The following is a 25,166-nucleotide window of genomic DNA, read 5'->3' on the forward strand; positions in this document are numbered from 1 at the left end:
TATCCATAAAAAAAGCGGAACCTTTGAGGCTCCGCTTTGCAAATCGTTAAATAAGGTGATTAGGCACGGCTTTCAGTAAGTTGAGCTTCTGAACCTTGCTCAACATCAAGCTCATTTTCGCTGCCCGCTACAATCGTATTGACTGCAGTATCACCAACAACGTTAGAACTTGTACAGAACATATCATTAATACGGTCAACTGCGGCAACAATAGCTAAACCTTCTGGCGGCAAACCTAGTTGGTGCAGGATAACGCCGATCATGACAACGCCGCCACCAGGAACACCACCAGCACCAATAGAAAGTAGTAGAACTGTGAAACCTAGTGTAAATAGGTCGCTCATTTGAATTGGCTGGCCAAACGCATTAGCGATAAAAATAGTTGCGATAGCAATATAAATAGACGCCCCTGCCATGTTCATCGTTGCACCTAGTGGAACACCAAAACCAGCAACCGATTTAGACACACCAATTTTGTCAGTCAAAGTACGCATCGTTACTGGAATCGTAGCGTTCGAACTTGCTGTTGATAGTGAGAACAGTACCTGCTCACGAGTCGCACGAATAAACTGTGAAGGAGTCATCTTGGTTGTTGCGCCCACCATTAATGGATACACAACAAAAATCCAAAGCACAAGGATACCAACAACCAGTGCCACATAACCTGCCACTGAAGCTAGCGTACCAGCATCTAGAGTTGCACCTAGTTGAATCATAAGAGCAAACACACCATAAGGAGCAAGACTCATGACTAGACCAATGAGCTTCATCATGATGTCGTTCGCTACTTTGAACGCATTCACAGCAGGACCGCCCTTCTTATCCAATGCTTGAATGGCAAGACCTGTCAAAATTGCCATGAAGATGATTTGCAGCATATCGCCATTTGCAAACGCCTGAATTGGATTGCTTGGAACGATATTAGTGATCATTGAGAAGATATCTGGGGTTGTGGTTGACGTAATCTCAACGGCTTGAGCTACTGTACCACCAAGGTTTGCACCCGCCCCCGGCTGAACGATCATACCGATTGTTAACGCAAAAGTGATAGCGACTACAGTATTAAGAATATAAAGCGCAAAAGTTTTACCGCCTAGACGGCCAAAAGAGTTGATGTCTTTAAGTTCTACGATACCGCAGACAATAGAAACGTATACGAGTGGAACAACAAGCAGTTTGATAAGCGAGACGAACATGCCGCCCACACCTTCAGCAAAACCAAGTAGGTATTGGTCAAAAATGCTGACACCTGCGAATAAGTATTGAATCGCTGTACCAATTAGCAGGCCAGCAAATAGACCTATAAAGATCTTTTGGGATAGTGATTTATTCATTCATAAACTCCAGAATGTTGTGTTTAGTCCCTGTGTTTTTATAGTTATTTACTTTCTTATTAGTAGAAAGCTCAGGGCATCTTACAGATCTGAAGCTCAAAATAAAGCATTAATTTTACATTTTGTTATCCAAAATTTAAAATACTATCACCTGTTTTTTCAAAGGTCATTAGAATAAATAACTAAAAAAAATGAAGCCCATAAGGCTTCATTTCTCTATAAATCAAAAACAAGCGGGATAAACCTCTAGTGTCAATCCCTAACTGTTTGCTTGTTATTTAGACACCATTACCATAGCTGGTCTGATCACGCGGCCATTTAGCTCGTAACCCTTTTGCATAACAAACATTACGGTATTAGGTTCATGATCAGCACTTTCCTGAATAGACATCGCTTGGTGCAGCTCTGGATTGAACGCTTCACCTTCAGGGTTAATTTCTTTCAAGCCAAATTTAGCTACCACATCAACGAACGTTTTGTGAGTTAGCTCTACGCCTTCAACAATCGGTTTTACCGCTTCATTCTCTGTGTCAGCAGCAGCGATAGCGCGCTCAAGGTTATCAATTACCGGAAGCAACTCTTCAGCAAACTTATTCAGTGCATATTTACGTGCTTTATCGATCTCTTGTTCTGTGCGGCGACGCATGTTCTCAACGTCTGCTTTTGCACGAAGCACAGCATCTTGCTGCTCTTTTACTTTCGATTCACTCGCTAGCAAAGCTGCTTCTAGTTGAGCAATTTTCGATTCTTGAATATCTTGCTCGGATTCTTCGTTCCACTCAACATCAGCGTCAGAACCAACTACATCAGCGTCAGCTTGCTTCGCTTCCGCTTCTTGCGTGTGCAGCTCTTCTTGGTTTACCTTATTTTCTTCGTTGCTCATGGTTTCTCCGGAATACTCAATTCAAGGCAATGTAGAATATGACTTGCCCATAAAACTTGGATCAAAATCATACCAAACACTGCATATATACATACTTTGGGTATATTATGGGGATGAAGATTTGTGATTCAAGCACTATTAGTTTGGAAGTGATATGAAAAAACCCTTTGAGGTGATCGCCATCATAGGCAAACCAAGAGCACAGAAAGCCGTTCAGACCCATAAAGAACTGTTTCACTGGCTCACCTCTAAAGGCTACAAAGTATTGGTGGACGACCGGCTTATCGACATTCTCGTCGATATCCCACGACAACACTTTTTTAGCCTAGTCCGTATTGGACGTGAAGCTGATCTAGCCATTGTGGTTGGAGGTGACGGTAACATGCTCGGAGCAGCACGAGTTCTCTCGCGCTTCGATGTTGCGGTTATTGGCGTCAATAGAGGTAGCTTAGGGTTTTTGACCGATTTAAATCCAGAAGGGTTTGAAACCTCTCTTGAGGCCGTACTTCAAGGGGAATTTCGTGAAGAAGAGCGCTTTCTTCTTGAAGCCGAAATTCATCGTCATGGCCAGATAAAGAGTCATAATGCCGCTCTCAATGAAGCAGTCCTTCACCCAGGACAAGTCGCACATATGATCGAGTTTGAAGTATACATAGATGATACCTTTGCATTTAGCCAACGCTCTGATGGGCTAATCGTTTCTACACCAACGGGTTCAACAGCCTATTCGCTTTCAGGAGGCGGCCCTATTCTGTCTGCGAACCTAAATGCGATTTCACTGGTGCCGATGTTTCCTCATACCCTCTCTAGTCGCCCTTTGGTTGTCGATGCAAACTGTCGCATTAAGCTGATTGTCTCCCCCGATAACCGAGGCACTCAAGAAGTCAGTTGTGACGGGCAAATCTCCTTACCCGTCTCACCAGGTGACGAGATTCATATTTACCAAAGCCCGAATCGTCTGAAACTGATTCACCCTAAAGACTATAGCTATTACCACGTCCTAAGAAACAAGCTTGGCTGGTCAAGCAAATTGTTTTAAAAATCATATTGATGAACCCCAGCACATAATGCTGGGGTTTTCGTATCTAGCGTTAACATTGACGACAATTTCAACAACAGTGCGTTCAATCACATAAAAAACACCTGTACAACTTTACTGTATAAAGAAACAGTATATACTGAATTTACATACAGTAGTGTTCATTTAAACAGGTAACTAAAAATGCTGTCTCATCTAAGTGTTAATAATTTTGCCATTGTAAAATCTCTGCAGTTAGAACTCAGTACAGGTATGACAACCATCACCGGTGAAACTGGCGCAGGTAAATCGATTGCGATTGATGCACTAGGACTATGCTTAGGTGGCAGAGCGGAAGCAGGAGCCGTTCGCGCTGGTGAAGATAAAACCGAAGTCACCGCGGCTTTTGTTATCGAAAACAACCAACAAGCAACACGTTGGCTGGAAGATAATGACTTGTTTGATGGCACTGAATGTATTTTAAGACGCACCATTACCAAAGAAGGTCGTTCGCGTGCCTTCATCAACGGCAGCCCTGTTCCGTTATCGCAATTAAAATCTCTAGGGCAGCTTCTAATCAACATACATGGTCAGCACGCTCATCACCAGTTGATGAAAAGCGATTACCAATTGTCACTGCTAGATCAATACGCTGGTCACACTAATTTATTGCAACAAGTTCGCAATAAATACCAAGCATGGCGCAGTGCCGATATTGCACTCTCCCAATTAAAAGAAAACAGTGCTAATAACCTCGCTCAGCTTCAACTTTTAGAGTACCAAATAAAAGAACTTAATGAGCTAGCGATTGGCGAACAAGAGTTTCCCGAATTAGAACAAGAACATAAACGTCTATCAAATAGCGGAGAGCTGGCAATCACCTGTCAGCAAGCCATTGATATCATCTATGAAGGTGAAGAAGTCAATGCATTAGGTATGCTTCAAACTGTGAGCAGTAAACTGGTTCAACTTGCCGAGTTAGACACCGAATTGACTGCCCTACCCAATATGATTGAAGAAGCCATGATTCAGTTAGAGGAGGCCAATACCGAGCTGCGCAGTTACCTTGATAAGATTGATGTTGACCCTGAACGTATGGCCTATGTAGAAGAACGCTTTTCAAAGATTATGTCTCTGGCTCGAAAACACCATGTGATGCCCGAAGAGCTGTACCAACATCATCAAGATCTTCTGGGGCAAATTGAAGCACTGGACTGCTCCGATGAAAAGTTAGCGGCAATGGAGGAAGAAGTCTCTGCACATTTCGACGCTTACGTCCGCTCTTGTGAAAAGCTAAGCAAATCTCGTGGACGCTACGCGAAAGAGCTCAACAAATTGATCTCACAAAGCATGCATGAATTGAGCATGGAGAAGGCCAAGTTCGCCATTACCGTTGATTTCCAGCAAGAGCATCCTTCACCAACAGGTATGGATAACGTGGTATTCGTTGTTTCCACCAACCCTGGTCAACCAATGCAACCAATCGCAAAAGTAGCCTCTGGCGGTGAGCTATCTCGAATCTCACTCGCGATTCAAGTCATTACCGCACAAAAAGTTGACACACCTAGCCTAATCTTTGACGAAGTAGATGTAGGTATCAGTGGTCCAACAGCAGCAGTCGTAGGCAAAATGTTACGTAAGCTCGGAGAATCAACTCAGGTACTGTGCGTTACCCACTTACCTCAAGTTGCGGGCCATGGCCATCAACAGCTATTTGTTACGAAAACTACCAAAGCCAACAAAACTGAGACCAGTATGTTGACGCTAAACGAACAACAACGCATCAGTGAATTAGCACGGTTACTGGGCGGTAGCCAGATTACAGATAGCACACTGGCCAATGCGAAAGAGCTATTAATTGCGGCGTGATTGCGGGACTTCACGATAGTTCCATCGGATTGTTTTTTTAAACAAGGATTGTAAGCTAACTCATAAAATAGCGTCTCTAGTTACAATCTAAGACAGACAAGTTTTTACTTCTGCTTCATCCTTGTTTATTATCTTTGCAGTCTCAAAAATCAAAGTCGTAAATTAAAGCTATGCAATTAAAAAAGTGGTTGATCGCATTACCACTCGCGCTCACAATGCTGACAGGATGTTCAGTGATCGAAAAAATCGTTTATCGTATCGATATCAACCAAGGTAACTTTGTTGAGCAAACGGCTGTTGAACAGCTACGCTTCGGCATGACAAAAGAACAAGTTCGTTTCGTACTTGGCTCACCTATGCTGATTGAAAATGGCTACCCAAATACTTGGTATTACATTTACCATGCAACGAAAGGTCACGATGATCCAGTGCAACGTAATCTAGTTGCCAACTTCGATGCAACAGGCACTCTCACCAGTATCTCTGGCGATTATGAAGCCAGTGACCAGTTCTACGAAAGCCTAAATTAGACATCAAAAAAGCTCGCATTTAGCGAGCTTTTTTATTTGAGTCATTTAAACGTCACCACTAACTGGATGTAGATTCAGACTTTCTCTGCGCAGCAGGTTTTCCACCAGTAACTGGGTCAGCGGTTCCAGCCATTTTGGCCTGCTCTGCTCTCTTACGTCGAATTTCTTTCGGGTCAGCTAGCAACGCACGATAGATTTCAATACGGTCTTTATCTCGTACTGTCGCGTCCAGCTTAACATTACGACTAAACACACCCACTTTATTGCTTTCAAGATCAATTTCAGGATAAACCGCTAAAACGCCTGACTTTTGAATGATCTCTTCGACCGTTGACTCGTGATTTACAACCAGTTGAAACACGCGCTGCTCGTGAGGTAGTGCATACACCACTTCGACATGGATAAGCTGACTATCAGCACTCATAGGTGTACACCTCTTTGGCACGCTTGGTAAATGCATTGACCATATTACTGGTCACATCGTGGAAAATCTTACCAAACGCCAATTCAATCATTTTGCTCGAAAATTCAAACTCTAGCTTCAGCTCCACTTTACAAGCCTGATCATCAAGAGGAATAAAGGACCAAACGCCTTTTAACATCTTAAATGGACCATCGACCAATTCCATGAAAATTTCGCTGCCATGCACCAAGGTATTCGCTGTCGTAAAGGTTTTACTGATCCCGGCCTTTGATACATCGACCGACGCCACCATACCTGAGTTCGATAACTCCAAAACTCGAGAGCCAGAACAACCAGGCAAAAACTCATGGTAACTGTCAACATCATTGACCAAGTTAAACATTTGATCAGCACTAAACATCACCAATGCTGAACGCGTCACTTGTTGCATAAAATTTCCTCAAAATAAAAGGCTGCCTCCGATTCTACTGTTTACCTTGAGTTAGCTCAAGTTACTCGACCTTACGTTTCGTCATAATCAAGCACACACCCTTGTTGCTAATTTATCAATCAAGCACATAAAAGCCTTTCCTTAATCCAAAAACAGACCTTATAATGACTCCATTATGGTAAAGAAGAATTCAAAGAAAAAAGCGGGTAGCAATACCATCGCTCAGAACAAAAAAGTTCGCCACGAATATCACATCGAAGACGAAATTGAATCTGGAATTGAGCTGCAAGGATGGGAAGTAAAATCACTTCGCCAAGGCAAAGCTAATATCGCAGAAAGTTACGTCTATATCCGTGATGGTCAGGCGTACATCAGTGGCATGTCTATCATTCCGCTTAACCAAGCATCTACACACATCGTGGCTGAACCGACTCGCGTTCGTAAACTACTGATGCACCGTCGTGAACTAGACAAACTTATTGGTTTGGTTAACCGTGATGGTATGACATTAGTAGCTACTGCACTTTATTGGTCTCGCTCTTGGGCGAAGCTCAAAGTCGGTGTTGCGAAAGGCAAAAAGCTTCACGACAAACGCGCTGATCTTAAAGAAAAAGATTGGGCTCGCGATAAAGCACGAATTATGAAGAGTAATTTGCGTTAATAGTGACCACTTAAACTTGCAAAGCTAGACAGTGTAAGCTTTTCTGGTACTATGCAAGGAACACTTTGGGGCTGATTTAGGATTCGACAGGAATTTTGCAGTCTGAGGTGCATGCCGTGGGGCGGTTGGCCACGTAAAAAGCCGCAAAAAAATAGTCGCAAACGACGAAAACTACGCACTAGCAGCTTAATAACCTGCTCAGAGCTCTCTCGCCCTAGCTTCCGCACGTAAGACGGGGAATAACGAGAGATCAAACCCAAACGCGCTAGCCCGGATTTTCCCACCTGAGAGATGAACGGCGAATTATAATTCAGGTTAGCCATTAACTAGCGTGTCGGTTCGCAGGTTGGTGGTGAAATTAAAGATCGACTAAGCATGTAGTACCAATGATGAATGGTTTCTGGACGCGGGTTCAACTCCCGCCAGCTCCACCAAACGTTTGGAAAGGGCGATAACTCCTAGAGTTATCGCCCTTTTTGTTTCTTATGACCTTCCCCAGACGAAGCCAATTCACTTTGCGGTCAAATGAGCCTTCTCAGCTCGACAATTTAGTAATCTGTAGTTGATACCGAAACAACTGTAACAATTCGAGTTACACTGAATGGATAACAATAAGTGTCGAGGGTTTATGACCATTTCTCCTGCCATTTTACGTAAGGTTTGGTACTCACCATCCATCAACTTAGGGCTACGAGCCACCAGCGCCATTGTGATTTTTATTAGCTTAGGTGTGTTATTCCATCAAGTTAATATTGCGATGACCGCTTTGATGACAATGCCCGCAGCATTGATCAGCGGATTAGACACTGCGGGGCCTAGACGTTGGACTCGGTTTGCTATTACTGCAATGACGTGGAGTCTTACTCTCGTTGCTAGCTACGTATTGCTTTTGACTGAATTACCCTTGTGGCTTACTTACGGTGCTATTGGTGCCGTGATGGCAAGTTTTGCCGTTAATGGACCATTCTGGGGGCGACTGGGTATGTCGAGTTTGCTTATCGCCGTGGTGACTTTGTCGCTTTATCATTCACACTCCGGCACCCTTTTGTATCCAATGTTAGTCCTTGGACCGCTCACTTTTGCGCTCTTCAGCTGGCTATGGTTTGCCTTATGGAAACATTATGCGTTGCGAGTCTGCCTTTCGGCGATCTACGAGAAATTGGCAGACTATATTCAATATCGACAATCTTTTTTGTTAGGGAATGAAAGTGAAGCTCCTAAGCGTCTTATCAAATACCAGCTTATTGAGCTTTTTCAACAAGCCCTTCAATCTGAGTCCTTTCGCTCAAAACATGAGGATGTTAACGATCTTAGACAGGCGTTATTTCTCGCTCTGGATACTTTTGAGGTTATTCTGAGCAGTCATACTAATAACCCAGATCTGTTATCACAGTTCCAATCCAGTAAGTCGAAACGTGACCTACTATTGGTATGGAGCCAACACTGTCAGCAAAGGCTCAGACACAAAGCGAGACAGTTGCTGTACAACACGCATGAGAAGGCTGCCCATTTAAGTTCACTCGAGCAAGAGGCTCACGATCTCATCGAAGCGGTAAAGCTTGAAGATCAACCGCGTTTCCGCTACTGGGCCTATGCGATTAAACACATATCTCATCGCATTGAGTTAAACGAGCCCGCCTACGAACGCTCTTTTGAAGTACAGCCCTTCGAGCTTTCCTTGCGCTGGCCAAGTAAAGACAATCCAATTTGGCGGCACGTCGCTCGTGTGGGGCTGATGTTTGCTCTTGGTGCTGGCATTGCTGAGTATTTCGAATTGATTCGTCCTGATTGGGTGCTTATTTCCATGTTAATGGTGATCCAACCTAGCTTCTTAGCCACACGCAGTAAGACATGGCAGCGCTGTTTAGGCACCGCTTTGGGCGTCTTATTTGCAACAACTGTCATTAAAATTGGAGTGCCGCCCGCAGCTATATACACATTGATAATTGTATTACTGCCCGTCGCTATGCTTAATATCATGCGCCGTTATTCGCTTGCTATTGGATGTATCACCGCTTTATTAATTCTGGTTTACCATGCTATGGCTCATCAAGGGCTTAACTTTGCAGCACCACGTTTGATCGATAATCTTATTGGTGGTGCGATAGTGTTGTTAGGCTACAGCGCTTTATGGCCACAGTGGCGCGGTAAAGAAATTCACTCTCAAGCACTAAAGGCATTGGACAGCTCAAAAAGCCTTTTTGTGTATTGCTACACTCAACTGCAAGCGGAGCCGGCTGAAAGAAGCCACATAGATCTCACTAAGCAAAGAGCCGCAATGCTTACTGCCGAGAGTGACCTTGAGTTGGTATATAGTGAGATGCAACAAGAACCACGCCACACTCGCAGTGACCCACATTATTATGACGATATGCTAAGCCATTACCGACTGCTCAATCATTACCTCTGTTTGCTTTTGCCTTTGGTGCGAGCTGGCGTCTCGTATCAAGGTTCCAAGCAGGTAGAGTATTTAATCAACAGCGCAATGGATGCCTTAATATTTAGTCTGCGCGACCAACAAGTTCACGAACTACCTGTTTTGAGTAATAAAACCGCAGACAAAGCACTCAGCTCTACATCAGGTCAACGCTCGGTAGAAGAGATCATATGGTTAGCATTAATGACCATTAAACAGATGCACGATTTAGTCAGGCGCAACCTTAATAGCTAACTGTACGAGAGATATAAGAAAAAAGAGCGACAACTACGCTAGTTATCGCTCTTCCAGTCTCAGTAAACTACTTATTCTTAATGTCGGTTATTTGCTTTTGACCACCCATAGCCCAAAAGCTTACTGGTGGTCAAAAGGTTGCAGGTTTTACTCGTACTACTGGCAACCTTGCTCAATGAGCTCGAGATATCCTTTCAACTCATCGTCTGGCATCTGCAGCAATGTGTCACCAACATACCACTCAATATAGCTCTGCTGTGCGAGTGGCCCTTGTTGGGGATTGCCAATCCAAACACTGTGCTGCTGCGCTAAGGTATCGCGAAGGGCAATGGCTTTCTTCTGACTAATTGGCAAATGGATATGTAGCATATTAGCTTGCGGAGCTTCTGGATTCGGAGTGAGAGAGGGGTAATCTGCCAATATTTGATAGAGCTCAAGTGTGCGCTCGAATAAGGAAGGAAGTGCTTGAATACGTGATTCAAATTGCATCGCCGCTGCAACAACATATGGAGAACGCTGATAAACACTACCACCTTGTCTGTGCATCCAAACACTCGCTTTATCAATGAAGGTTTTATCACCAAGCAGCATCGCGCCACCTAATCCTCCGATACCTTTATAAAGAGAGACATAAACTGAATCAAAGCCATTAGCGATCTCTTGATAAGATTTCTGGTAGTATGCAGCACACTCCCAAAGCCGAGCTCCATCCATGTGTAAGTGAATGTTGTTGGTTTGACAGTGGTTTTTAATCGCCTCTAGTTCACCAAAACTAGGTAACTGCCCACCAATTTCTCGCATTGGTAACTCATAAACAGCCGCCCCAAGCGTGTCTGGAATTTGCAAAAGCGATGACACATTCCAAGGCTCATAAGGTTTGCCAACGGGCAATGCATTAAAACGATTTTGTAACTGATAGCCTTGGTTTTCATGTATATAGATATGACAGGAAGGATGCATTGCCACATTGTTACTGCCTCGCTGTTCACAGGCAATTTGCAGCGCAGTGGGCTGTGTCATGGTGCCAGTAATTACAAATAGTCCGGCTTCAAATCCAAGGAGTTCCGCAACTTGGCGCTCAAAGGATTGTATCAATTCCCCCTCACCATATTTGTCGTGCTTTACACCATTTTGCTCACACCAGGCTGCCATTTGCGAAAACATCTCTGCGGGTGTAATCGCCCGATTTCCAGGCAATACAACTTGACACTTATCCTGCATCTTATCTTCCTTTCTCATATACAACGTGCGTCAACCATGTCACCTGTCAGTTGTTTAGTAAAGAGAAGATTGTTAATCGATTGCTCAGCAGTGAGGTGTAGGTTTTGTCGGGACTTTGATTGACGAACAGGAATAACAGGAGTATCTATCAATAGATCTTCATTATTTGGATACCGCGCTTGCAACATATCAACGACCTTTTGCTCGCAATGAAACCGTTACTTGAGCAGTACGGCTACTTCGCTCTTATTGTCAGTATCTTTTTAGAAGGTATTGGTATTCCCATGCCAGGACAATCTTTGATGATTGCTGCTTCAATACTCTCTTCACAGCAGGTTATGAATCTAAGCTTGGTCCTGTCAATATCCTGGTTAAGCTGCTTTTTGGGTAATACTTGTGGCTATATGATTGGCTACTATTTTGAGGGGTGGCTAGATAAGAAAGGTTATGTATCAGGCCCTAAAATGCAAAAGCTTCAATCAATGATAAAACGCTATGGCCCTGCATGCTTAGTCATCAGCCGTTTCGTTGAAGGAATGAAGCAGTTTATGCCACTGGCGTGTGGCGTAGCAAAAATGCCGCGCAATGAGTTCTTATTAGGGAACGCTCTTGCGACCACGATTTGGGTTGCTGTATTTGGTTTACTCACTCATTTTGCTTTTGACCACCTACAGTTATTCCAGCAGTTTTATCATCAACACCGAGCGATCGTTTGGTTGGTGTCAGCCGGCTTATTTGTCGCTCTCATCGTCGCGCTTATGACGAGAAAGCGACGCACAAGTTAGTCTACTGTCACCGCTAACTCTAGTCGTAAGATATCCATATCATCGATTGGACTGGCTTCTGCTATGGACGGTTTGAGTCCTAAACGGCGACAAACGGCAATGGCAGCCTTATTCCCTGCTTTAGTTTCAGCAAATATGGTTGTCGGAGCAAATTGACCAATACCAAACTCAATTAAAGCAGACATGGCTTCGACCGCGATGCCTCGTCCTTGCCTATCAACCGCTAAACCGAAGCCAATAGATGCTTGATTATCAGCTTCTAAGCGAAAGCCAACAGTGCCAATAACTTGATGGCTCTCTTTTCCTTCAATCACAAGCTGGAATTTGGTGCGTGGAAGCTGCTCTGATTGCTCGACAAACATTTCCAGTAAATGCGCATTAAACTCCGGCGAGCACTCTTCTTTTGGATAGAAGGTTTGATACTTGGGATGAGACGTTATGGTGAGCCATGCCTCGATATCACCCAGTTGAAAGTCACGTAAAATAAGTCGTTCTGTTTCTAGCGTTAATTGCATTTTGTTCTCTTTTTAAATCGGGCACACATATCTGCCGCCTAATTTTGGCAAGGCTGCATGTTTATCACACTCATCAACTCAATAGAGTGACGAAGGTAGCTATTTGGCTACCGAAAAGGTTCAGTGTAGAACAAGCGGTGATATTTGGAGTCGTAATTGTAATTAATGCGACCCTTGCTGCTTTTCAAGTTGTAAAAAAATCGCTACCATTTACAAGTCGTTAAGACATTAACTTTTATTCTCAGGGCGGGGCGAAATTCCCCACCGGCGGTAAATCAATGTTTGATAAGCCCGCGAGCGCTTAACTTTATGAAGTTAAGGTCAGCAGATCTGGTGAGAATCCAGAGCCGACGGTTAAAGTCCGGATGGGAGAGGATAATGATATTTACAGATACTGTAGTGAGTGCTCACTACAGTTTGCTGTGCGTATTGTTGCGCACGTTGTAAATATAGAATGATACCTCCTTGCTTTACGGCGATGCGGGTGTCGTTCATCTATCTTTTGGATCTGTGTATTTTCATACAGGGTCCCCATACCTATGCCCTGATTCTGGTATTTTTATTTAGGAGTATTACCATGAATCAGAACCAAACTTCATTGCTATCTGAATTTGGCAACCCACTAGAGCGCGTTGAAATCGCATTACAAGCCCTTCGAGAAGGTCGCGGTGTATTGCTACTCGATGACGAAGATCGTGAAAACGAAGGCGATATCATCTATTCCGTTGATCACTTAACTAACCAGCAAATGGCGCTTATGATTCGTGAGTGCAGTGGTATTGTATGCTTGTGTATTACTGATGAACAAGCCAAGCAACTTGACTTACCGCCTATGGTTGAGAACAACAACAGCGCTAACCAAACTGCATTTACCGTCTCTATCGAAGCAAAAGTGGGAGTGACAACTGGCGTTTCTGCCGCTGATCGTGTCACAACTATCAAGACAGCATGTCAAACTGGTGCTCGACCAGAAGATCTTGCTCGTCCAGGGCACGTTTTCCCGCTACGTGCGAAGCAAGGTGGAGTACTAACTCGTCGTGGTCACACTGAAGGAACCATTGACCTGATGCAAATGGCTGGCCTATCACCATTTGGTGTACTTTGTGAAGTCACTAACCCAGACGGAACAATGGCGAAAGCTCCAGAAATCGTTGCATTTGGTAAGCTTCACAACATGCCAGTACTGACAATTGAAGATATGGTTCAATATCGCCTAGCAACGGCAGAGCAATCAGCTTAAGCCCCTGCTTCAATGAAAATCGCCACCTAATATTAGGTGGCGATTTTGGTTCTAGCACTTAGCTAACGAGTTCTTGCCTTTCTTATTGGCATGCGCCGGTATTTTCCCAGACACCCCACTCGCCTGTTTTCGTAGGGTCTTCACCCTGCGTCCACCATTTGGCTTTGTAGTTCTGGCCTTGGTAAATCACTTGATCACCACCAGTGTACACCGCTGCCGCATCCCAATTATCTTCACAAGTACCACCAATTGGTCCATCGGCACTCACCGTAACCGTATGAGTCTGACTGGTACTTAGTGAGCCATCACTAACGGTCACAGTGAAGATATAACTCGTATCGACAGAAACACTAGGTGCAGAAAAGCTCACTGAACTGCCTAGAACAGATACATCTAGATCATTGGGTGTCTGCCAACTGAAACTCAACATATCGTTTTCTGCATCTGTTGATGCACTGGCATCCAACACCACAGCTTCATTAGCGCTAGCAGTAGTCGGTCCAGCAATGACCGCGTTCGGCGCAGTATTATCTGGAGTCGTCACTTTTGGAGTGACATTAATCATTACCACGTCTGTGGCCGTTGCACCTTCATTATCCGTTACCGTCACCGTAAACTGATAAGTCTGTGTCGCAGTGACCTCTTGAGCATCAAAACTCGCTTGAACCGTATCGGATCCAACAAGAACTACCGCGTCACCACCAGTTTGCACCCAGCTATAGCTTACGATAGAGCCATCACTATCACGTGATGCACTAGCATCTAATATTACTGTCGCAGGGCCTTGAACTGATTGGTCTGCACCAGCACTGGCAAAGGGTGCACGATTGCTTGGTGTTCCGCCAGCTAAACTCTCATGCATTGCATTAAGAATGTCACCATTGTCAGCATCAATCTCCCATGAAAATAAGCCTGCAAGTCCAAGGCTTTGAACATAAGCACCTTTCGCTTTCACTGAACGGCCATCGTCGAAAGTAATCAAATCGCCAGTTGTTTGATTCCAGACATAGGCCGCTTCAGCCATCGCATCGTAACCGTACTCAAAACCGTTGACTCCAGTGTTGTCTGGACCAAGCATATACTCTTTTATGCCTTTGTAATCAATGACACCATCTTCCCATACTCCTTGAGCTGTTGAACCCTTCAGTTTGCCGGTCGCAACGCCAGTCATAGGATCTGTGGAGTCAGTTAAAGTATCAGGTGTTACCCCAGCCCAACCTCGGCCATACATGGCGGCACCCAATACCAACTTGTTCGCAGGTACACCTTGAGCCAACAATAACTGAATACCGTTGTCCGCAGTATAGGCAGGCCCTTTGTATGGAACCCCTTCGGCATCAACACCTGTTCCATCACATTGCCCAGGACGCATAAAGTTGCCACAATACAACGCGGCTTGGTGTCCAGGAACATTATTCCAGCCGCCATAGAAGTCATATGTCATGGCAAAGATGTAATCCATATATGGAATCGCTTTGCCATAATCCACGTCTTCAATCTTGTCATGACCAACGCCAATCGCGGAAGTCAGCTCGTACTCTCTGCCTGTTTCTGCTTCAAGCTCATCCAACATAGCTCGCAGTTCGCTCATCAAATCGATGTAAGCCGGACCATCGTTTACTGGGTCACCTAAGTCTGATGCAGCGCCATCCCCACCCGGATACTCCCAATCGATATCCACGCCATCATAGAACTTCCACGTATTGAGGAAGCGTTTCACAGACGCGACAAATATGTCTCGATTGGCTTTATCGGTAAAGCTGTAAAATGGGTCTGAAAGAGTCCAACCACCAATGGAAGGGAGAATTTTAAGATCGGGATTACGCTGCTTTAGGGCCATTAACATGGCATAGTTGCCTTTAATTGGCGTGTTGTAGTCATGACCAGCTTGAGTGAAGCTTTTCTGGTACGCTGCCCAAGGGTCGTGAATAACCACTTCAAAGTCTTGCATGCCCTTACAGGCGGTTTGCAGAGCATTAAAGCTGTTGCCCCCCACAGATTTCACCGATTCATTAGGACCACAAATCGGGATAAAACCATAGATAATATGGGTTAGGTTGTCTGCCGGAATGTTGTCTACTGTGTAGTCACGCCCATAAATTCCCCATTCCACAAAGTAGGTGCCGACGACCATATTAGGGTCGGTATTATAAGACTTGTTGTTGGGGTCAATATTCATTGTCAAAGGGGCTAGATGAGAGCCATCAGTATCAGCAACCACCAGCTCCATTGGCGCACTTTTGCTACATCCCGTTGCATCACACGCTTCCACTTGCATTTGATACAAACCACCCTGACCATAACCAAACGTAGCGGTTGTTTGGCTACCAGTTATTGGCCCTGTCGCCACCTTGTTACCATCGAAGTAGATGTTATAAGTATCTCCAGTGGTACCACTCCACTGATTAAATGTGATTTTGATCTCTGCTAGATCGTTGTATTGAACCATCTGGTCGTAGCCAGAGGTGGTCTCCATAGCCAATTGGATTTTCGAAAACTGCAGATTATTCGAGCCCCAGACGTCAATTGAGGGTTTTGCTGGCGCGGCATTGACACTTTGGCTTACCGCCAAAGCAACCGCCGATACCCCTAATAATAGATTTTTCATTATTTGTTCTCTTTCCCTGAAAGGTCTAATGACGCTGCTCACACCTGTTATAAAAGTGTGAACATCGAGAACAATTAATAGAACTTGGGGTTTATTTTGTGTTCAAAAAATAAACTCACTTCGAGTCACCACTCAAAAATACTCAATATGTAACAAGAATTTTCATTCACATTTTTACTTTGTGCCCAGAATTTTATTCTTGTGATGGCACCTCCTTCCTTAAAAAACACCAAACCCATTCACCAAGAGAATAAGCGCACTCGGAGGTATTTTCCGTTTAAGTCGATGAGCTCACGTTTTAATTCTGGAAAAAAACCAGCGCTTGTATAACAATGTCCTTTCTCATTAGTCGGGGAGCGTTTTCGCTGAGATCACTAAAGTGGTGAGACCCGTTGAACCTGATTCAGTTAGCACTGGCGTAGGGAACTGATAGACACCGCACTAAGACTCTGCGTCCGCAGTGGATCTTTGCCCTGCCTATTTTGTGTTCCTACCCTGAAAAGGAACATGATATGACATCATCAACCTCTAAAACTCCTATTGTATTGACGATCGCTGGCTCCGATTCTGGCGGTGGCGCTGGAATTCAGGCTGACATTAAAGCCATCTCAGCAACAGGTTCTTATGCGTGCTCAGTCATTACTGCATTGACCGCCCAAAACACGCAAGGTGTATCTGGTATTCTCGGCATCGATCCTCAATTTGTTCAGGCGCAATTAGACGCGGTATTCAGCGACTTAGATGTAGTGGCGGTAAAGATCGGTATGCTTGCTGACGCCAATATTATTCGCGCTGTGGCTGAAAAGATTCGTCAATATCAGCCAAAGCATGTGGTTCTAGACCCTGTCATGGTCGCTACCAGTGGCGACCTGCTATTAGAACCTTCCGCTATTGATGCGTTAAAAACGGAATTACTACCTTTAGCGACAGTGATCACACCTAATTTACCTGAAGGTGCAGCCCTACTTGGCACCCAAGTTCCGCAATCCCAAAATGACATGGAAGCGTTGATTGACCAGTTACGCGAACTCAATACGTCAGCGATTTTGCTTAAAGGTGGTCACCTTGAGTCAGACTCCAGCAGTAATGACTTACTGATTACTCAAAATGATGTGTCTATCTTTGAAACAACGCGTATCAATACCAAGAATACTCATGGTACAGGTTGCACATTAAGCTCTGCCATCGCGTCTTACTTGGCTCAAAATAATTCCTTACATCAAGCGGTCTCCAACGGTAAAAGCTACATTACTCAAGCGATTGCCCACGCCGATGAGCTCGACATCGGTAAGGGGCACGGTCCTGTTCACCACTTTTACGCGCTGAACCGATGAACGATATTCGTATTGAAAACGCCACGCTCACCTATTTAGGTGACGCTCAACCGATATTCTCAGACTTGAGCGTACAGTTTGAAGCGGGAAGCTGGACCGCTTTGTTAGGACCTAGTGGCTGCGGGAAGTCGACATTGCTGCGCTATATCGCTGGGCTACTAACGGAAAAAGTCACCTTTACCGCCAAAACTGTAGTTCCTAGCCTTACTCAGCTGTCGAGCAACGTAGCCTACATGGCGCAGCAAGACTTACTTATGCCTTGGTTAACCGTTGTTGATAATGTGTGTTTAGCTACACGTTTAAATGGTCAGCGTGTCGAAGCCAATACGAAAGCCAAAGCCTTGGCGTTATTGGAACAGGTTGGACTCGATAGCAAAGCGAATGTTCTGCCCAACGAACTATCTGGCGGACAAAAACAGCGCGTTGCATTAGCTCGAACTTTAATGCAAGACAAATCGATAGTGTTGATGGACGAGCCATTTTCTGCGCTTGATGCCGTCACTAGACATAAATTGCAAAATCTTGCCGCTCAGTTGTTGTGTGATAAAACAGTGTTATTGATCACCCACGATCCTCAAGAAGCCTTGAGGCTCGGCGAGCAAATATTGGTCATGAACGGGAAACCCGCTCAGCTCAATAAAGTCGTCCCTCCACAATCGGCTATTCCTAGAGATATCGATGGCGAATTCGCAACCATCCAACAATCCATCCTAGAACATTTAGGGGGACACTCGTGACAGTCTTAACACAAGTCGCTGAACAAAGCCGTCGACAGGCGGCTGCTCAGAAAAAACAAGGGATAAGCACACTATTGCGAGTACTGGTTAGCTTCCTGATTATCTTAGGGCTTTGGAAAGCTATCGTGGTGCTGTTTGAGCTCCCCAGTTTTATCTTACCAGCACCCGAGGCCGTACTCGTTAAGCTGGTCGAGCGTCAAGATGTACTTCTTAAACACACTTGGGTTACGACACAAGAGATCCTGCTCGGGCTCCTACTTGGCTTATCAATGGGGCTGTTCTTTGCACTGCAGATGCTGTTGTTTCAGCCCGTCAAACGTTGGCTCCTGCCGATTTTAATAACCAGCCAGGCTATCCCAGTGTTCGCTCTCGCTCCAATTCTGATGCTGTGGCTGGGCTACGGTATTGCTTCCAAAGTGGTCATGGCAGCACTAATTATCTTCTTTCCCGTTACCACTTGTTGCTATGACGGACTGCGTAATACGCCTGTGGGCTATTTGGATTTGTCACAGACTATGGGGGCTAGCCGCTTCCGACAACTATGGCACATACGTTTACCAGCCTCGCTACCTGTCCTTGCCTCTGGTATACGAGTCGCCGTCGTAGTTGCTCCTATCGGTGCTGTCGCTGGCGAATGGGTTGGTTCAAGTGAGGGCTTGGGGTATCTCATGTTGCAAGCCAATGCTCGCATGTTAATTGATGAAATGTTTGCGGCGCTGTTTATTTTAGCCAGCGTCTCAGTCGCGCTTTACTTTTTTACCGATTGGGGGCTCAAGCGCCTAATCCCTTGGGAAAATAAATAACAATCAAAAGGAAAAACCATGAAATCCATGCTCAAACTCTCTGCCGCTTTGCTGCTAGCTGCAGCCAGTATCATGCCAGTTCACGCTGCAGAAAAAAAACTCACGCTAATGCTCGACTGGTTTGTTAACCCAAATCATGGCCCTATCGTCATTGCTCAAGAGAAAGGTTACTTCAAGGAGCAAGGGCTTAATGTTGATATTCAAGAACCAGCCGACCCAAGCACACCAGCCAAACTGGTTGCTGCGGGGAAAGTCGACCTTGCGGTTTCGTATCAAACTAGCCTTACTATCGACGTAGCTGCCGGACTGCCACTGATCCGCAGTGCAACTCTGATCGCAACGCCGCTTAATACCATGATGGTATTGGACAATGGCAAGATAAACACACTAGCAGACCTAAAAGGTAAGAAAATTGGTATTGCTATCGCAGGTAACGAAGAAGCGACCATAGGTACCATGCTCAGTACCGAGGGAGTGGCATTTGACGAAGTACAGATCATTAATGTTGGTTGGGCTCTCTCCTCTTCCCTTGCTTCAGGAAAAGTAGACGCGATTTGGGGTGGTTTGAGAAACTTTGAAACCAACCAGCTAGAACTTGAAGGTTATAAACCAAAAGCCTTTTTCCCAGAAGAACACGGTGTTCCAACTTATGAGGAACTAGTGTTTGTTGCCAATGCCAACAGTTATGACAAAGATGCCATCGTAAAATTCAACCGTGCGATTGAAAAGGCCACCACTTACATAGTGAATCACCCAACAGCTTCTTGGAATGAGTTTGTTGCTTACGCACCAGACACGTTAAACAACGAACTCAATAAAAGAGCGTGGCGTGACACATTGACTCGATTTGCGCTTAGACCATCTGCGGTTGATGCGACCAAATATGACGCGTTTACCGAATTCATGTATCAACACAAAATTATCAGTGCTAAGCCAAAAGCAGAGACCATCGTACCTGTACTTTAGGAGTGACCATGAACCATCAAGACTTAATTAACGCTTGCCAACAAGAGTGGTTGGCTTACACCGAACATGATTTCGTCAAGCAATTAGCCGTGGGGACTCTCGCTCAGCAGGCGTATTTACACTATTTAAAGCAGGATTTTCTATTCTTAAAACAGTACGCTCGAGCCTATGCACTAGCCATCTACAAAGCCAAAACACTTGCTCAAATGCGCGAAGCGGTACCAAGTGTTGAGGCATTATTAAATTCTGAGATTGGCCACCATGTCACTTATTGCCAGCAGTGGGGAATCACAGAAGCAGATATGGAAGCGGAAGTCGAAGATTTTGGTACCGTGGCGTACACACGTTATGTTCTAGATGCAGGAATGACGGGCGAATTAGTTGATCTTTATGCTGCACTAGCACCCTGTGCCATCGGCTATGCCGTTATCGGTGACAACTTACTCAAAAGCGCCGATACCATGCTAGAAAATAACCCCTATCGTAGTTGGATAGAACTGTATGGCAGCGAAGAATTCCAGTCAGGAGTGCAAACCAGTATCAAACGATTAGACGTGCTACTAAAAGACATTGACCTGCAAAGCCAGAGAGCACAAGAGATCATACATGTGTTTAAAACGGCAACTCGCATGGAAATTGCCTTTTGGCAACAAGGCTTAGATGCCGCCTAATCTAAAGCCGACTATTTAGGTCGGCTTTTTTTATCTCTTCAAAGAAAGCAATTAACAAACAAATATCACACAAACAACCCGCATTTAAAATTTTGTGCCTGTCATCACGTGTTAACACAATATTTACATCCAACCTTAACATTTGCAACAAACTTAGGTAGGATGCGCGAAGTGTTTTATAAATTCAAACACTTCGCGCTCAGCTTTCTCATGCTTTTCGTGCAAGCAAGGACGATTGGGAAACGGTGGGTATCAACAATAGCTTTCGAACAATCAGAACATCAGTCGCTGAGTTTCAAAAGCTACCCCAGCTTTACAGGGAAGAACTATGCAGTCTTTGGTTGATTTTTTAAACGGGATAATCTGGAGTCCCGCTCTAATTTACTTGTGTCTTGGTGCTGGCCTTTTTTATTCAGTGCTCACTCGTTTTGTACAGGTGCGTCATTTCTTCGAAATGTGGCGTCTATTACTTTCCGGTAAAAGCTCAGAAAAAGGGATCTCCTCATTTCAAGCTTTAGCGGTTTCACTTTCTGGTCGCGTTGGTACGGGTAATATTGCCGGTGTCGCTGCGGCTATTGGTTTTGGTGGTCCAGGCGCAGTTTTCTGGATGTGGATGGTTGCGTTTTTTGGCGCAGCAACAGCCTATATCGAATCCACGCTCGCTCAAATCTATAAAGAAGAAGATGAAGGGCAATTTCGTGGCGGCCCAGCTTATTACATAGAAAAAGCGATGGGACAAAAATGGTACGCATGGATCTTTGCTATTGCGACTATTTTCGCTTGTGGTGTTCTTCTACCAGGTGTTCAATCGAACAGCATTGGTAATGCAGTAGAAACCGCATTCGGCACAGGCGCTATGATTGACACTGCTATCGGTACCATCAGTTTTGCTAAAATTTTCACTGGTGCAGTTATTTCCGTCATTCTTGCCTTCATCATTTTTGGTGGCGTAAAACGAATCGCAAACTTCACACAAATCGTTGTGCCATTTATGGCGCTAGCGTACATCATCATCGCCTTCGTGATTATTCTGCTTAACATCGGTGAAGTACCGGGGATTGTTAGTATGATTATTGGCGATGCATTTACTCCAATGGCAGGCTTCGGCGCGGCAATTGGCTGGGGTGTGAAACGTGGCGTCTACTCTAACGAAGCAGGCCAAGGTACTGGTCCACATGCAGCTGCAGCAGCAAACGTTGATCACCCAGCACAACAAGGTTTAGTGCAATCTTTCTCTATCTATATTGATACGCTTCTAGTGTGTTCTGCGACAGCATTTATGATTCTTATCACAGGTGCGTACAACGTTCATGGTCCTGAGAGTACGTTCTTGGTACAAAACCTTGCCGAAACCGTTGGAGCTAATGGTCCTGCGTTTACTCAGTTAGCTATCGAAAGCACAATGCCTGGTGTTGGTAAGCTATTTATCGCATTTGCACTATTCTTCTTCGCATTTACGACCATTCTGGCGTACTACTATATTGCAGAGACAAATATCGCTTACATTCGCCGTACTTTTAAAGTCAACGGCTTGATGTTCATCTTGAAACTTGTGCTAATCACATCTGTGTTTTATGGAACAGTGAAAGCGGCTAACCTTGCTTGGGCAATGGGTGATGTGGGTGTTGGTCTGATGGCATGGCTAAACATCGTGGGCATTTTGATCATCTTCTTTATTGCCAAACCAGCAATCATTGCGCTCAAAGATTATGAGAAACAGCAAGAGCAAGGTGTAGAAGAGTACACATTCAACCCTGTCGCACTTGGTATTAAAGGTGCAGACTACTGGGAAGGTCGCTACGAGCGTAAAACAGGTAAAAAGCCTGAAGCGCCTCAAGAGGCGGGTTCCGCATCCACTCAGACACAGACATCTTAATTAAGAATTGATGTTCACTTTGGGTAGGTCTCTGCTTGTGCAGGGATGATATGAAACATGCTCGTCGCATAAAAAAAGGGGTAGCTTAGCTACCCCTTTTATCATTCATTGTTCCCGAATGAATGAAACTTAAATTATGCAGCCACTTCTTGAGTGTTCATTGCTGGCGCTTTTTTCTCACCGATAGGGAGAATCGTACGACCATATTCGTTGTTAAGTACTTGAGCCATAGCGAAGTAAATCGCGCTCGCGCCGCAGAAGATACCTTCAAAGCCGGCAATAGTGCCAATCAATTCGCTGCCGAAGAAATCACGCGCAGCTAACAAGAAAAATAGGATAGTCAGAGAACCAAAGACCACTTGCTTAGCCACTGGGTAGCAAAGTGAACCAATGAACATGAAGCCAGTGAACACACCCCATAGCAGTAAATACCAACCCATAAATTTCGCAGGGCTAGCAGGAAGACCCATGTAAGGCATTACGATAATACCCACTAGCGTTAACCAGAATAAGCCGTACGACGTGAATGCCGTAGTGCCAAAAGTGTCACCACGCTTAAAGCACATCATGCCAACAAACACTTGGCTAAGACCGCCATAAAAAATACCCATAGCAAGAATCATTGAATCAATCGGAAAGAAACCTGCATTGTGGATGTTAAGCAGAATGGTAGTCATACCAAAACCCATTAGGCCAAGTGGCGCAGGGTTTGCGAGTTTGTTCGACATGTAAAAGAGCCTTCGATTAAAAATTAGTGGTAAAAGTTATAGAAAAATTTTAATCGATATTTGTGACATTGAGCAGATCCGTTATTTGCAATCTAAGATTGATAATTTGCAGATATTAATTAGCATGCATAAAAAAACCGGCTTGCGCCGGTTTCATAATTTAATAACAACAATCGGAGATTATTCCCACTCGATGGTCGCTGGTGGCTTACCAGAAATGTCGTAAACCACACGTGAAATGCCTTCAACTTCGTTGATAATGCGGTTCGAGACCTTACCTAGGAAGTCATATGGTAAATGTGCCCAATGAGCCGTCATAAAGTCGATGGTTTCAACAGCACGCAGTGATACTACCCAGTCATACTTACGGCCATCACCCATAACACCTACCGAACGAACTGGTAGGAACACGGTAAATGCTTGAGAAACTTTGTTATACAGATCTGCAGCGTGCAGTTCTTCAATAAAGATAGCATCAGCACGGCGCAGCAAGTCACAGTACTCTTTTTTGATTTCACCAAGAACACGAACACCGAGGCCTGGTCCTGGGAATGGGTGACGATAAAGCATGTTATATGGTAGACCTAGTTCTAGACCGATCTTACGCACTTCATCTTTAAACAATTCACGTAGTGGCTCAACAAGCCCCATTTCCATATCATCAGGAAGACCACCCACATTGTGGTGTGATTTAATAACGTGAGCTTTACCTGTTTTAGAAGCAGCTGACTCAATGACATCTGGGTAGATTGTACCCTGTGCTAGCCATTTCGCATTTTTAAGCTTCTTAGACTCTTCATCGAATACGTCAACAAACACGTGACCGATTGTTTTACGTTTCTCTTCTGGGTCAGATTTGCCTTCAAGTGCAATCAAGAAGCGCTCTTCTGCGTCAACTTTGATGATGTTTAGGCCGAACTTATCGCCAAACATTTCCATCACTTGCTGGCCTTCGTTAAGACGAAGTAGGCCGTTGTCAACGAACACACAGGTCAGCTTGTCGCCAATGGCGCGGTGAACAAGCATTGCAACTACCGATGAATCAACACCACCAGATAGACCTAGAATAACCTCATCATCGCCTACTTGCTCTTTAATACGAGCAACAGCATCTTCGATGATGGATTCTGATGTCCATAAACGCTCACAGCCACATGCACCAAGAACAAAGTTCTCTAGCATTTGCAGGCCTTGTTTAGTGTGCGTTACTTCTGGGTGGAACTGAACGCCATAGTATTTCTTCTCTTCATTCGCCATAGCAGCGTACGGGCAAGTGTCCGTTTCACCAACTTTTACGAAGTCTGCTGGAATTTCTACAACTTTATCGCCGTGGCTCATCCAGACGTCTTGAGTCGCTTCAAGATCTTTGAAAATCGCTGAGTCACCAGATACTTTAACTTGTGCGTAGCCAAATTCACGTTCGTTTGAACCAGCTACTCGGCCACCAAGCTGCTCAGCCATTGTCTGCATGCCGTAACAAACGCCAAGAACAGGAACGCCTGAATCAAATACGTATTGAGGAGCACGAGGAGAATTTTCCTCTGTTACACTCTCAGGGCCGCCAGATAGAATAATACCGTCTGGGTTGAATTCACGAATATCCGCTTCTTCTACATCCCAGCTCCATAGTTCACAGTAAACGCCGATTTCACGTACACGACGTGCTACTAATTGTGTGTACTGCGAGCCGAAGTCTAAAATCAGAATTCGTTGGTCATGAATATTTTTCGTCATTTTGGGCAATCTTATAAGCTAAGTATTGAGAACGGAGGCGAGTTTACCCGCCTCACATCTATGCATCAAGGAAAAAAGCAAACGTTTACGTAAGATTTAGACTTACCAGGGTCAATTGTGACCCTCAA

General features: G+C 44.7%; 23 protein-coding genes, 1 other RNA gene and 2 riboswitches. Of the genes, 14 read left to right on the plus strand and 10 right to left on the minus strand.

The window, feature by feature from the left end:
* Nucleotides 1–59: 59 nt before the first annotated feature.
* Nucleotides 60–1,334: a dicarboxylate/amino acid:cation symporter gene (locus HW45_RS15310; protein WP_038227932.1), complete on the minus strand. Its 1,275-nt coding sequence runs from the start codon at nucleotides 1,332–1,334 to the stop codon at nucleotides 60–62.
* A gap of 274 nt (nucleotides 1,335–1,608) precedes the next feature.
* Nucleotides 1,609–2,217, minus strand: a complete 609-nt coding sequence (gene grpE, locus HW45_RS15315; protein WP_006072516.1) for a nucleotide exchange factor GrpE — start codon at nucleotides 2,215–2,217, stop codon at nucleotides 1,609–1,611.
* Between the two features lie 154 nt (nucleotides 2,218–2,371).
* On the opposite strand from grpE, the gene nadK reads away from it, so the two are divergent.
* The 3 genes from nadK to bamE all read left to right on the plus strand — a co-directional run bounded on the left by nadK (nucleotide 2,372) and on the right by bamE (nucleotide 5,634).
* Nucleotides 2,372–3,256: an NAD(+) kinase gene (gene nadK / locus HW45_RS15320; protein WP_006072517.1), complete on the plus strand. Its 885-nt coding sequence runs from the start codon at nucleotides 2,372–2,374 to the stop codon at nucleotides 3,254–3,256.
* Nucleotides 3,257–3,439: 183 nt separating this feature from the next.
* Nucleotides 3,440–5,104, plus strand: a complete 1,665-nt coding sequence (gene recN, locus HW45_RS15325) for a DNA repair protein RecN (protein WP_006072519.1) — start codon at nucleotides 3,440–3,442, stop codon at nucleotides 5,102–5,104.
* Nucleotides 5,105–5,274: 170 nt separating this feature from the next.
* Entirely contained in the window at nucleotides 5,275–5,634 is a 360-nt protein-coding gene (bamE, locus tag HW45_RS15330) for an outer membrane protein assembly factor BamE (protein WP_006072521.1), read from the plus strand.
* 58 nt (nucleotides 5,635–5,692) lie between these two features.
* On the opposite strand, the gene HW45_RS15335 is transcribed toward bamE, so the two are convergent.
* Together HW45_RS15335 and HW45_RS15340 are read right to left on the minus strand one after the other, a co-directional pair.
* Nucleotides 5,693–6,058 carry an RnfH family protein gene (locus HW45_RS15335; RefSeq protein ID WP_038227934.1) on the minus strand — a complete coding sequence of 122 codons (366 nt, stop codon included), beginning with the start codon at nucleotides 6,056–6,058 and terminating at the stop codon, nucleotides 5,693–5,695.
* Nucleotides 6,048–6,488 carry an SRPBCC family protein gene (locus tag HW45_RS15340; protein WP_006072526.1) on the minus strand — a complete coding sequence of 147 codons (441 nt, stop codon included), beginning with the start codon at nucleotides 6,486–6,488 and terminating at the stop codon, nucleotides 6,048–6,050. The genes HW45_RS15335 and HW45_RS15340 overlap by 11 nt, the downstream gene beginning before the upstream one ends.
* A 175-nt stretch (nucleotides 6,489–6,663) precedes the next feature.
* Here HW45_RS15340 and smpB point away from each other — a divergent pair, with 175 nt between their 5' ends.
* The 3 genes from smpB to HW45_RS15350 all read left to right on the plus strand — a co-directional run bounded on the left by smpB (nucleotide 6,664) and on the right by HW45_RS15350 (nucleotide 9,820).
* Nucleotides 6,664–7,149, plus strand: a complete 486-nt coding sequence (gene smpB, locus HW45_RS15345) for an SsrA-binding protein SmpB (protein WP_006072527.1) — start codon at nucleotides 6,664–6,666, stop codon at nucleotides 7,147–7,149.
* 67 nt (nucleotides 7,150–7,216) lie between these two features.
* Nucleotides 7,217–7,583, plus strand: a transfer-messenger RNA (tmRNA) gene (gene ssrA / locus HW45_RS28860).
* Nucleotides 7,584–7,777: 194 nt separating this feature from the next.
* Nucleotides 7,778–9,820, plus strand: coding sequence for an FUSC family protein (locus HW45_RS15350; RefSeq protein ID WP_038227936.1), 2,043 nt, complete (start codon nucleotides 7,778–7,780; stop codon nucleotides 9,818–9,820).
* Nucleotides 9,821–9,976: 156 nt separating this feature from the next.
* Here HW45_RS15350 and HW45_RS15355 read toward each other — a convergent pair whose 3' ends face one another.
* The gene (locus HW45_RS15355; protein ID WP_038227938.1) at nucleotides 9,977–11,041 is read right to left on the minus strand and encodes a threonine aldolase family protein; all 1,065 of its coding nucleotides are present in this window, start codon (nucleotides 11,039–11,041) and stop codon (nucleotides 9,977–9,979) included.
* Between the two features lie 14 nt (nucleotides 11,042–11,055).
* A complete protein-coding gene (locus HW45_RS29610) occupies nucleotides 11,056–11,229 on the minus strand; it encodes a hypothetical protein (RefSeq protein WP_156020474.1) in 174 nt (57 codons plus the stop codon).
* Nucleotides 11,230–11,250: 21 nt separating this feature from the next.
* On the opposite strand from HW45_RS29610, the gene HW45_RS15360 reads away from it, so the two are divergent.
* Nucleotides 11,251–11,826 carry a DedA family protein gene (locus tag HW45_RS15360; RefSeq protein ID WP_038228010.1) on the plus strand — a complete coding sequence of 192 codons (576 nt, stop codon included), beginning with the start codon at nucleotides 11,251–11,253 and terminating at the stop codon, nucleotides 11,824–11,826.
* On the opposite strand, the gene HW45_RS15365 is transcribed toward HW45_RS15360, so the two are convergent.
* A complete protein-coding gene (locus HW45_RS15365) occupies nucleotides 11,823–12,341 on the minus strand; it encodes a GNAT family N-acetyltransferase (RefSeq protein WP_051868158.1) in 519 nt (172 codons plus the stop codon). The two genes, HW45_RS15360 and HW45_RS15365, sit on opposite strands and share 4 nt — an antisense overlap.
* 233 nt (nucleotides 12,342–12,574) lie before the next feature.
* Nucleotides 12,575–12,722: riboswitch (FMN riboswitch) on the plus strand.
* Between the two features lie 196 nt (nucleotides 12,723–12,918).
* Here HW45_RS15365 and ribB point away from each other — a divergent pair.
* Nucleotides 12,919–13,581 (plus strand): 3,4-dihydroxy-2-butanone-4-phosphate synthase, encoded by a 663-nt coding sequence (ribB, locus tag HW45_RS15370; protein WP_031495066.1) that lies wholly within the window; start codon nucleotides 12,919–12,921, stop codon nucleotides 13,579–13,581.
* An 82-nt stretch (nucleotides 13,582–13,663) separates the two neighbouring features.
* Here ribB and HW45_RS15375 read toward each other — a convergent pair whose 3' ends face one another.
* A complete protein-coding gene (locus tag HW45_RS15375; RefSeq protein WP_038227941.1) occupies nucleotides 13,664–16,189 on the minus strand; it encodes a glycosyl hydrolase family 18 protein in 2,526 nt (841 codons plus the stop codon).
* 340 nt (nucleotides 16,190–16,529) lie between these two features.
* Nucleotides 16,530–16,631: riboswitch (TPP riboswitch) on the plus strand.
* 70 nt (nucleotides 16,632–16,701) lie between these two features.
* Between HW45_RS15375 and thiD the strand changes: the two genes are divergently transcribed.
* From thiD to HW45_RS15405, 6 genes are all read left to right on the plus strand, one after another.
* Entirely contained in the window at nucleotides 16,702–17,523 is an 822-nt protein-coding gene (gene thiD / locus HW45_RS15380; protein ID WP_006072541.1) for a bifunctional hydroxymethylpyrimidine kinase/phosphomethylpyrimidine kinase, read from the plus strand.
* On the plus strand, nucleotides 17,520–18,260 hold the full coding sequence (locus HW45_RS15385; protein ID WP_038227943.1) for an ABC transporter ATP-binding protein: 741 nt from the start codon (nucleotides 17,520–17,522) through the stop codon (nucleotides 18,258–18,260). Before thiD ends, HW45_RS15385 begins: the two co-directional genes overlap by 4 nt.
* A 62-nt stretch (nucleotides 18,261–18,322) precedes the next feature.
* Complete coding sequence (locus tag HW45_RS15390) at nucleotides 18,323–19,063, plus strand: ABC transporter permease (RefSeq protein ID WP_373455219.1); 741 nt, start codon at nucleotides 18,323–18,325, stop codon at nucleotides 19,061–19,063.
* Between the two features lie 18 nt (nucleotides 19,064–19,081).
* Nucleotides 19,082–20,029, plus strand: coding sequence for an ABC transporter substrate-binding protein (locus HW45_RS15395; RefSeq protein WP_038227944.1), 948 nt, complete (start codon nucleotides 19,082–19,084; stop codon nucleotides 20,027–20,029).
* An 8-nt stretch (nucleotides 20,030–20,037) separates the two neighbouring features.
* Nucleotides 20,038–20,700: a thiaminase II gene (gene tenA, locus HW45_RS15400; RefSeq protein ID WP_038227946.1), complete on the plus strand. Its 663-nt coding sequence runs from the start codon at nucleotides 20,038–20,040 to the stop codon at nucleotides 20,698–20,700.
* Nucleotides 20,701–21,028: 328 nt separating this feature from the next.
* On the plus strand, nucleotides 21,029–22,576 hold the full coding sequence (locus HW45_RS15405) for an alanine/glycine:cation symporter family protein (protein WP_038227948.1): 1,548 nt from the start codon (nucleotides 21,029–21,031) through the stop codon (nucleotides 22,574–22,576).
* A gap of 134 nt (nucleotides 22,577–22,710) precedes the next feature.
* On the opposite strand, the gene HW45_RS15410 is transcribed toward HW45_RS15405, so the two are convergent.
* A complete protein-coding gene (locus tag HW45_RS15410) occupies nucleotides 22,711–23,304 on the minus strand; it encodes an acetate uptake transporter (RefSeq protein ID WP_006072549.1) in 594 nt (197 codons plus the stop codon).
* A gap of 180 nt (nucleotides 23,305–23,484) precedes the next feature.
* Complete coding sequence (gene guaA / locus HW45_RS15415) at nucleotides 23,485–25,038, minus strand: glutamine-hydrolyzing GMP synthase (protein WP_038227950.1); 1,554 nt, start codon at nucleotides 25,036–25,038, stop codon at nucleotides 23,485–23,487.
* Nucleotides 25,039–25,166: the final 128 nt, after the last annotated feature.

This window comes from Vibrio sp. ER1A, assembly GCF_000733315.1.
Classification (GTDB): domain Bacteria; phylum Pseudomonadota; class Gammaproteobacteria; order Enterobacterales; family Vibrionaceae; genus Vibrio; species Vibrio mediterranei.

What these genes read in the sequence shown, in the direction of transcription:
- HW45_RS15340 (WP_006072526.1), bottom strand. Translation starts at nt 6,488, where the DNA reads ATGCAACAAGTGACGCGTTCAGCATTGGTGATGTTTAGTGCTGATCAA.
- HW45_RS15385 (WP_038227943.1), top strand. Translation starts at nt 17,520, where the DNA reads ATGAACGATATTCGTATTGAAAACGCCACGCTCACCTATTTAGGTGAC.
- HW45_RS15310 (WP_038227932.1), bottom strand. Translation starts at nt 1,334, where the DNA reads ATGAATAAATCACTATCCCAAAAGATCTTTATAGGTCTATTTGCTGGC.
- tenA (WP_038227946.1), top strand. Translation starts at nt 20,038, where the DNA reads ATGAACCATCAAGACTTAATTAACGCTTGCCAACAAGAGTGGTTGGCT.
- recN (WP_006072519.1), top strand. Translation starts at nt 3,440, where the DNA reads ATGCTGTCTCATCTAAGTGTTAATAATTTTGCCATTGTAAAATCTCTG.
- guaA (WP_038227950.1), bottom strand. Translation starts at nt 25,038, where the DNA reads ATGACGAAAAATATTCATGACCAACGAATTCTGATTTTAGACTTCGGC.
- thiD (WP_006072541.1), top strand. Translation starts at nt 16,702, where the DNA reads ATGACATCATCAACCTCTAAAACTCCTATTGTATTGACGATCGCTGGC.
- HW45_RS15335 (WP_038227934.1), bottom strand. Translation starts at nt 6,058, where the DNA reads ATGAGTGCTGATAGTCAGCTTATCCATGTCGAAGTGGTGTATGCACTA.
- HW45_RS29610 (WP_156020474.1), bottom strand. Translation starts at nt 11,229, where the DNA reads ATGTTGCAAGCGCGGTATCCAAATAATGAAGATCTATTGATAGATACT.
- HW45_RS15360 (WP_038228010.1), top strand. Translation starts at nt 11,251, where the DNA reads ATGAAACCGTTACTTGAGCAGTACGGCTACTTCGCTCTTATTGTCAGT.
- bamE (WP_006072521.1), top strand. Translation starts at nt 5,275, where the DNA reads ATGCAATTAAAAAAGTGGTTGATCGCATTACCACTCGCGCTCACAATG.
- HW45_RS15365 (WP_051868158.1), bottom strand. Translation starts at nt 12,341, where the DNA reads ATGCAATTAACGCTAGAAACAGAACGACTTATTTTACGTGACTTTCAA.
- smpB (WP_006072527.1), top strand. Translation starts at nt 6,664, where the DNA reads ATGGTAAAGAAGAATTCAAAGAAAAAAGCGGGTAGCAATACCATCGCT.
- ribB (WP_031495066.1), top strand. Translation starts at nt 12,919, where the DNA reads ATGAATCAGAACCAAACTTCATTGCTATCTGAATTTGGCAACCCACTA.
- HW45_RS15350 (WP_038227936.1), top strand. Translation starts at nt 7,778, where the DNA reads ATGACCATTTCTCCTGCCATTTTACGTAAGGTTTGGTACTCACCATCC.
- HW45_RS15375 (WP_038227941.1), bottom strand. Translation starts at nt 16,189, where the DNA reads ATGAAAAATCTATTATTAGGGGTATCGGCGGTTGCTTTGGCGGTAAGC.
- grpE (WP_006072516.1), bottom strand. Translation starts at nt 2,217, where the DNA reads ATGAGCAACGAAGAAAATAAGGTAAACCAAGAAGAGCTGCACACGCAA.
- HW45_RS15395 (WP_038227944.1), top strand. Translation starts at nt 19,082, where the DNA reads ATGAAATCCATGCTCAAACTCTCTGCCGCTTTGCTGCTAGCTGCAGCC.
- nadK (WP_006072517.1), top strand. Translation starts at nt 2,372, where the DNA reads ATGAAAAAACCCTTTGAGGTGATCGCCATCATAGGCAAACCAAGAGCA.
- HW45_RS15355 (WP_038227938.1), bottom strand. Translation starts at nt 11,041, where the DNA reads ATGCAGGATAAGTGTCAAGTTGTATTGCCTGGAAATCGGGCGATTACA.
- HW45_RS15405 (WP_038227948.1), top strand. Translation starts at nt 21,029, where the DNA reads ATGCAGTCTTTGGTTGATTTTTTAAACGGGATAATCTGGAGTCCCGCT.
- HW45_RS15410 (WP_006072549.1), bottom strand. Translation starts at nt 23,304, where the DNA reads ATGTCGAACAAACTCGCAAACCCTGCGCCACTTGGCCTAATGGGTTTT.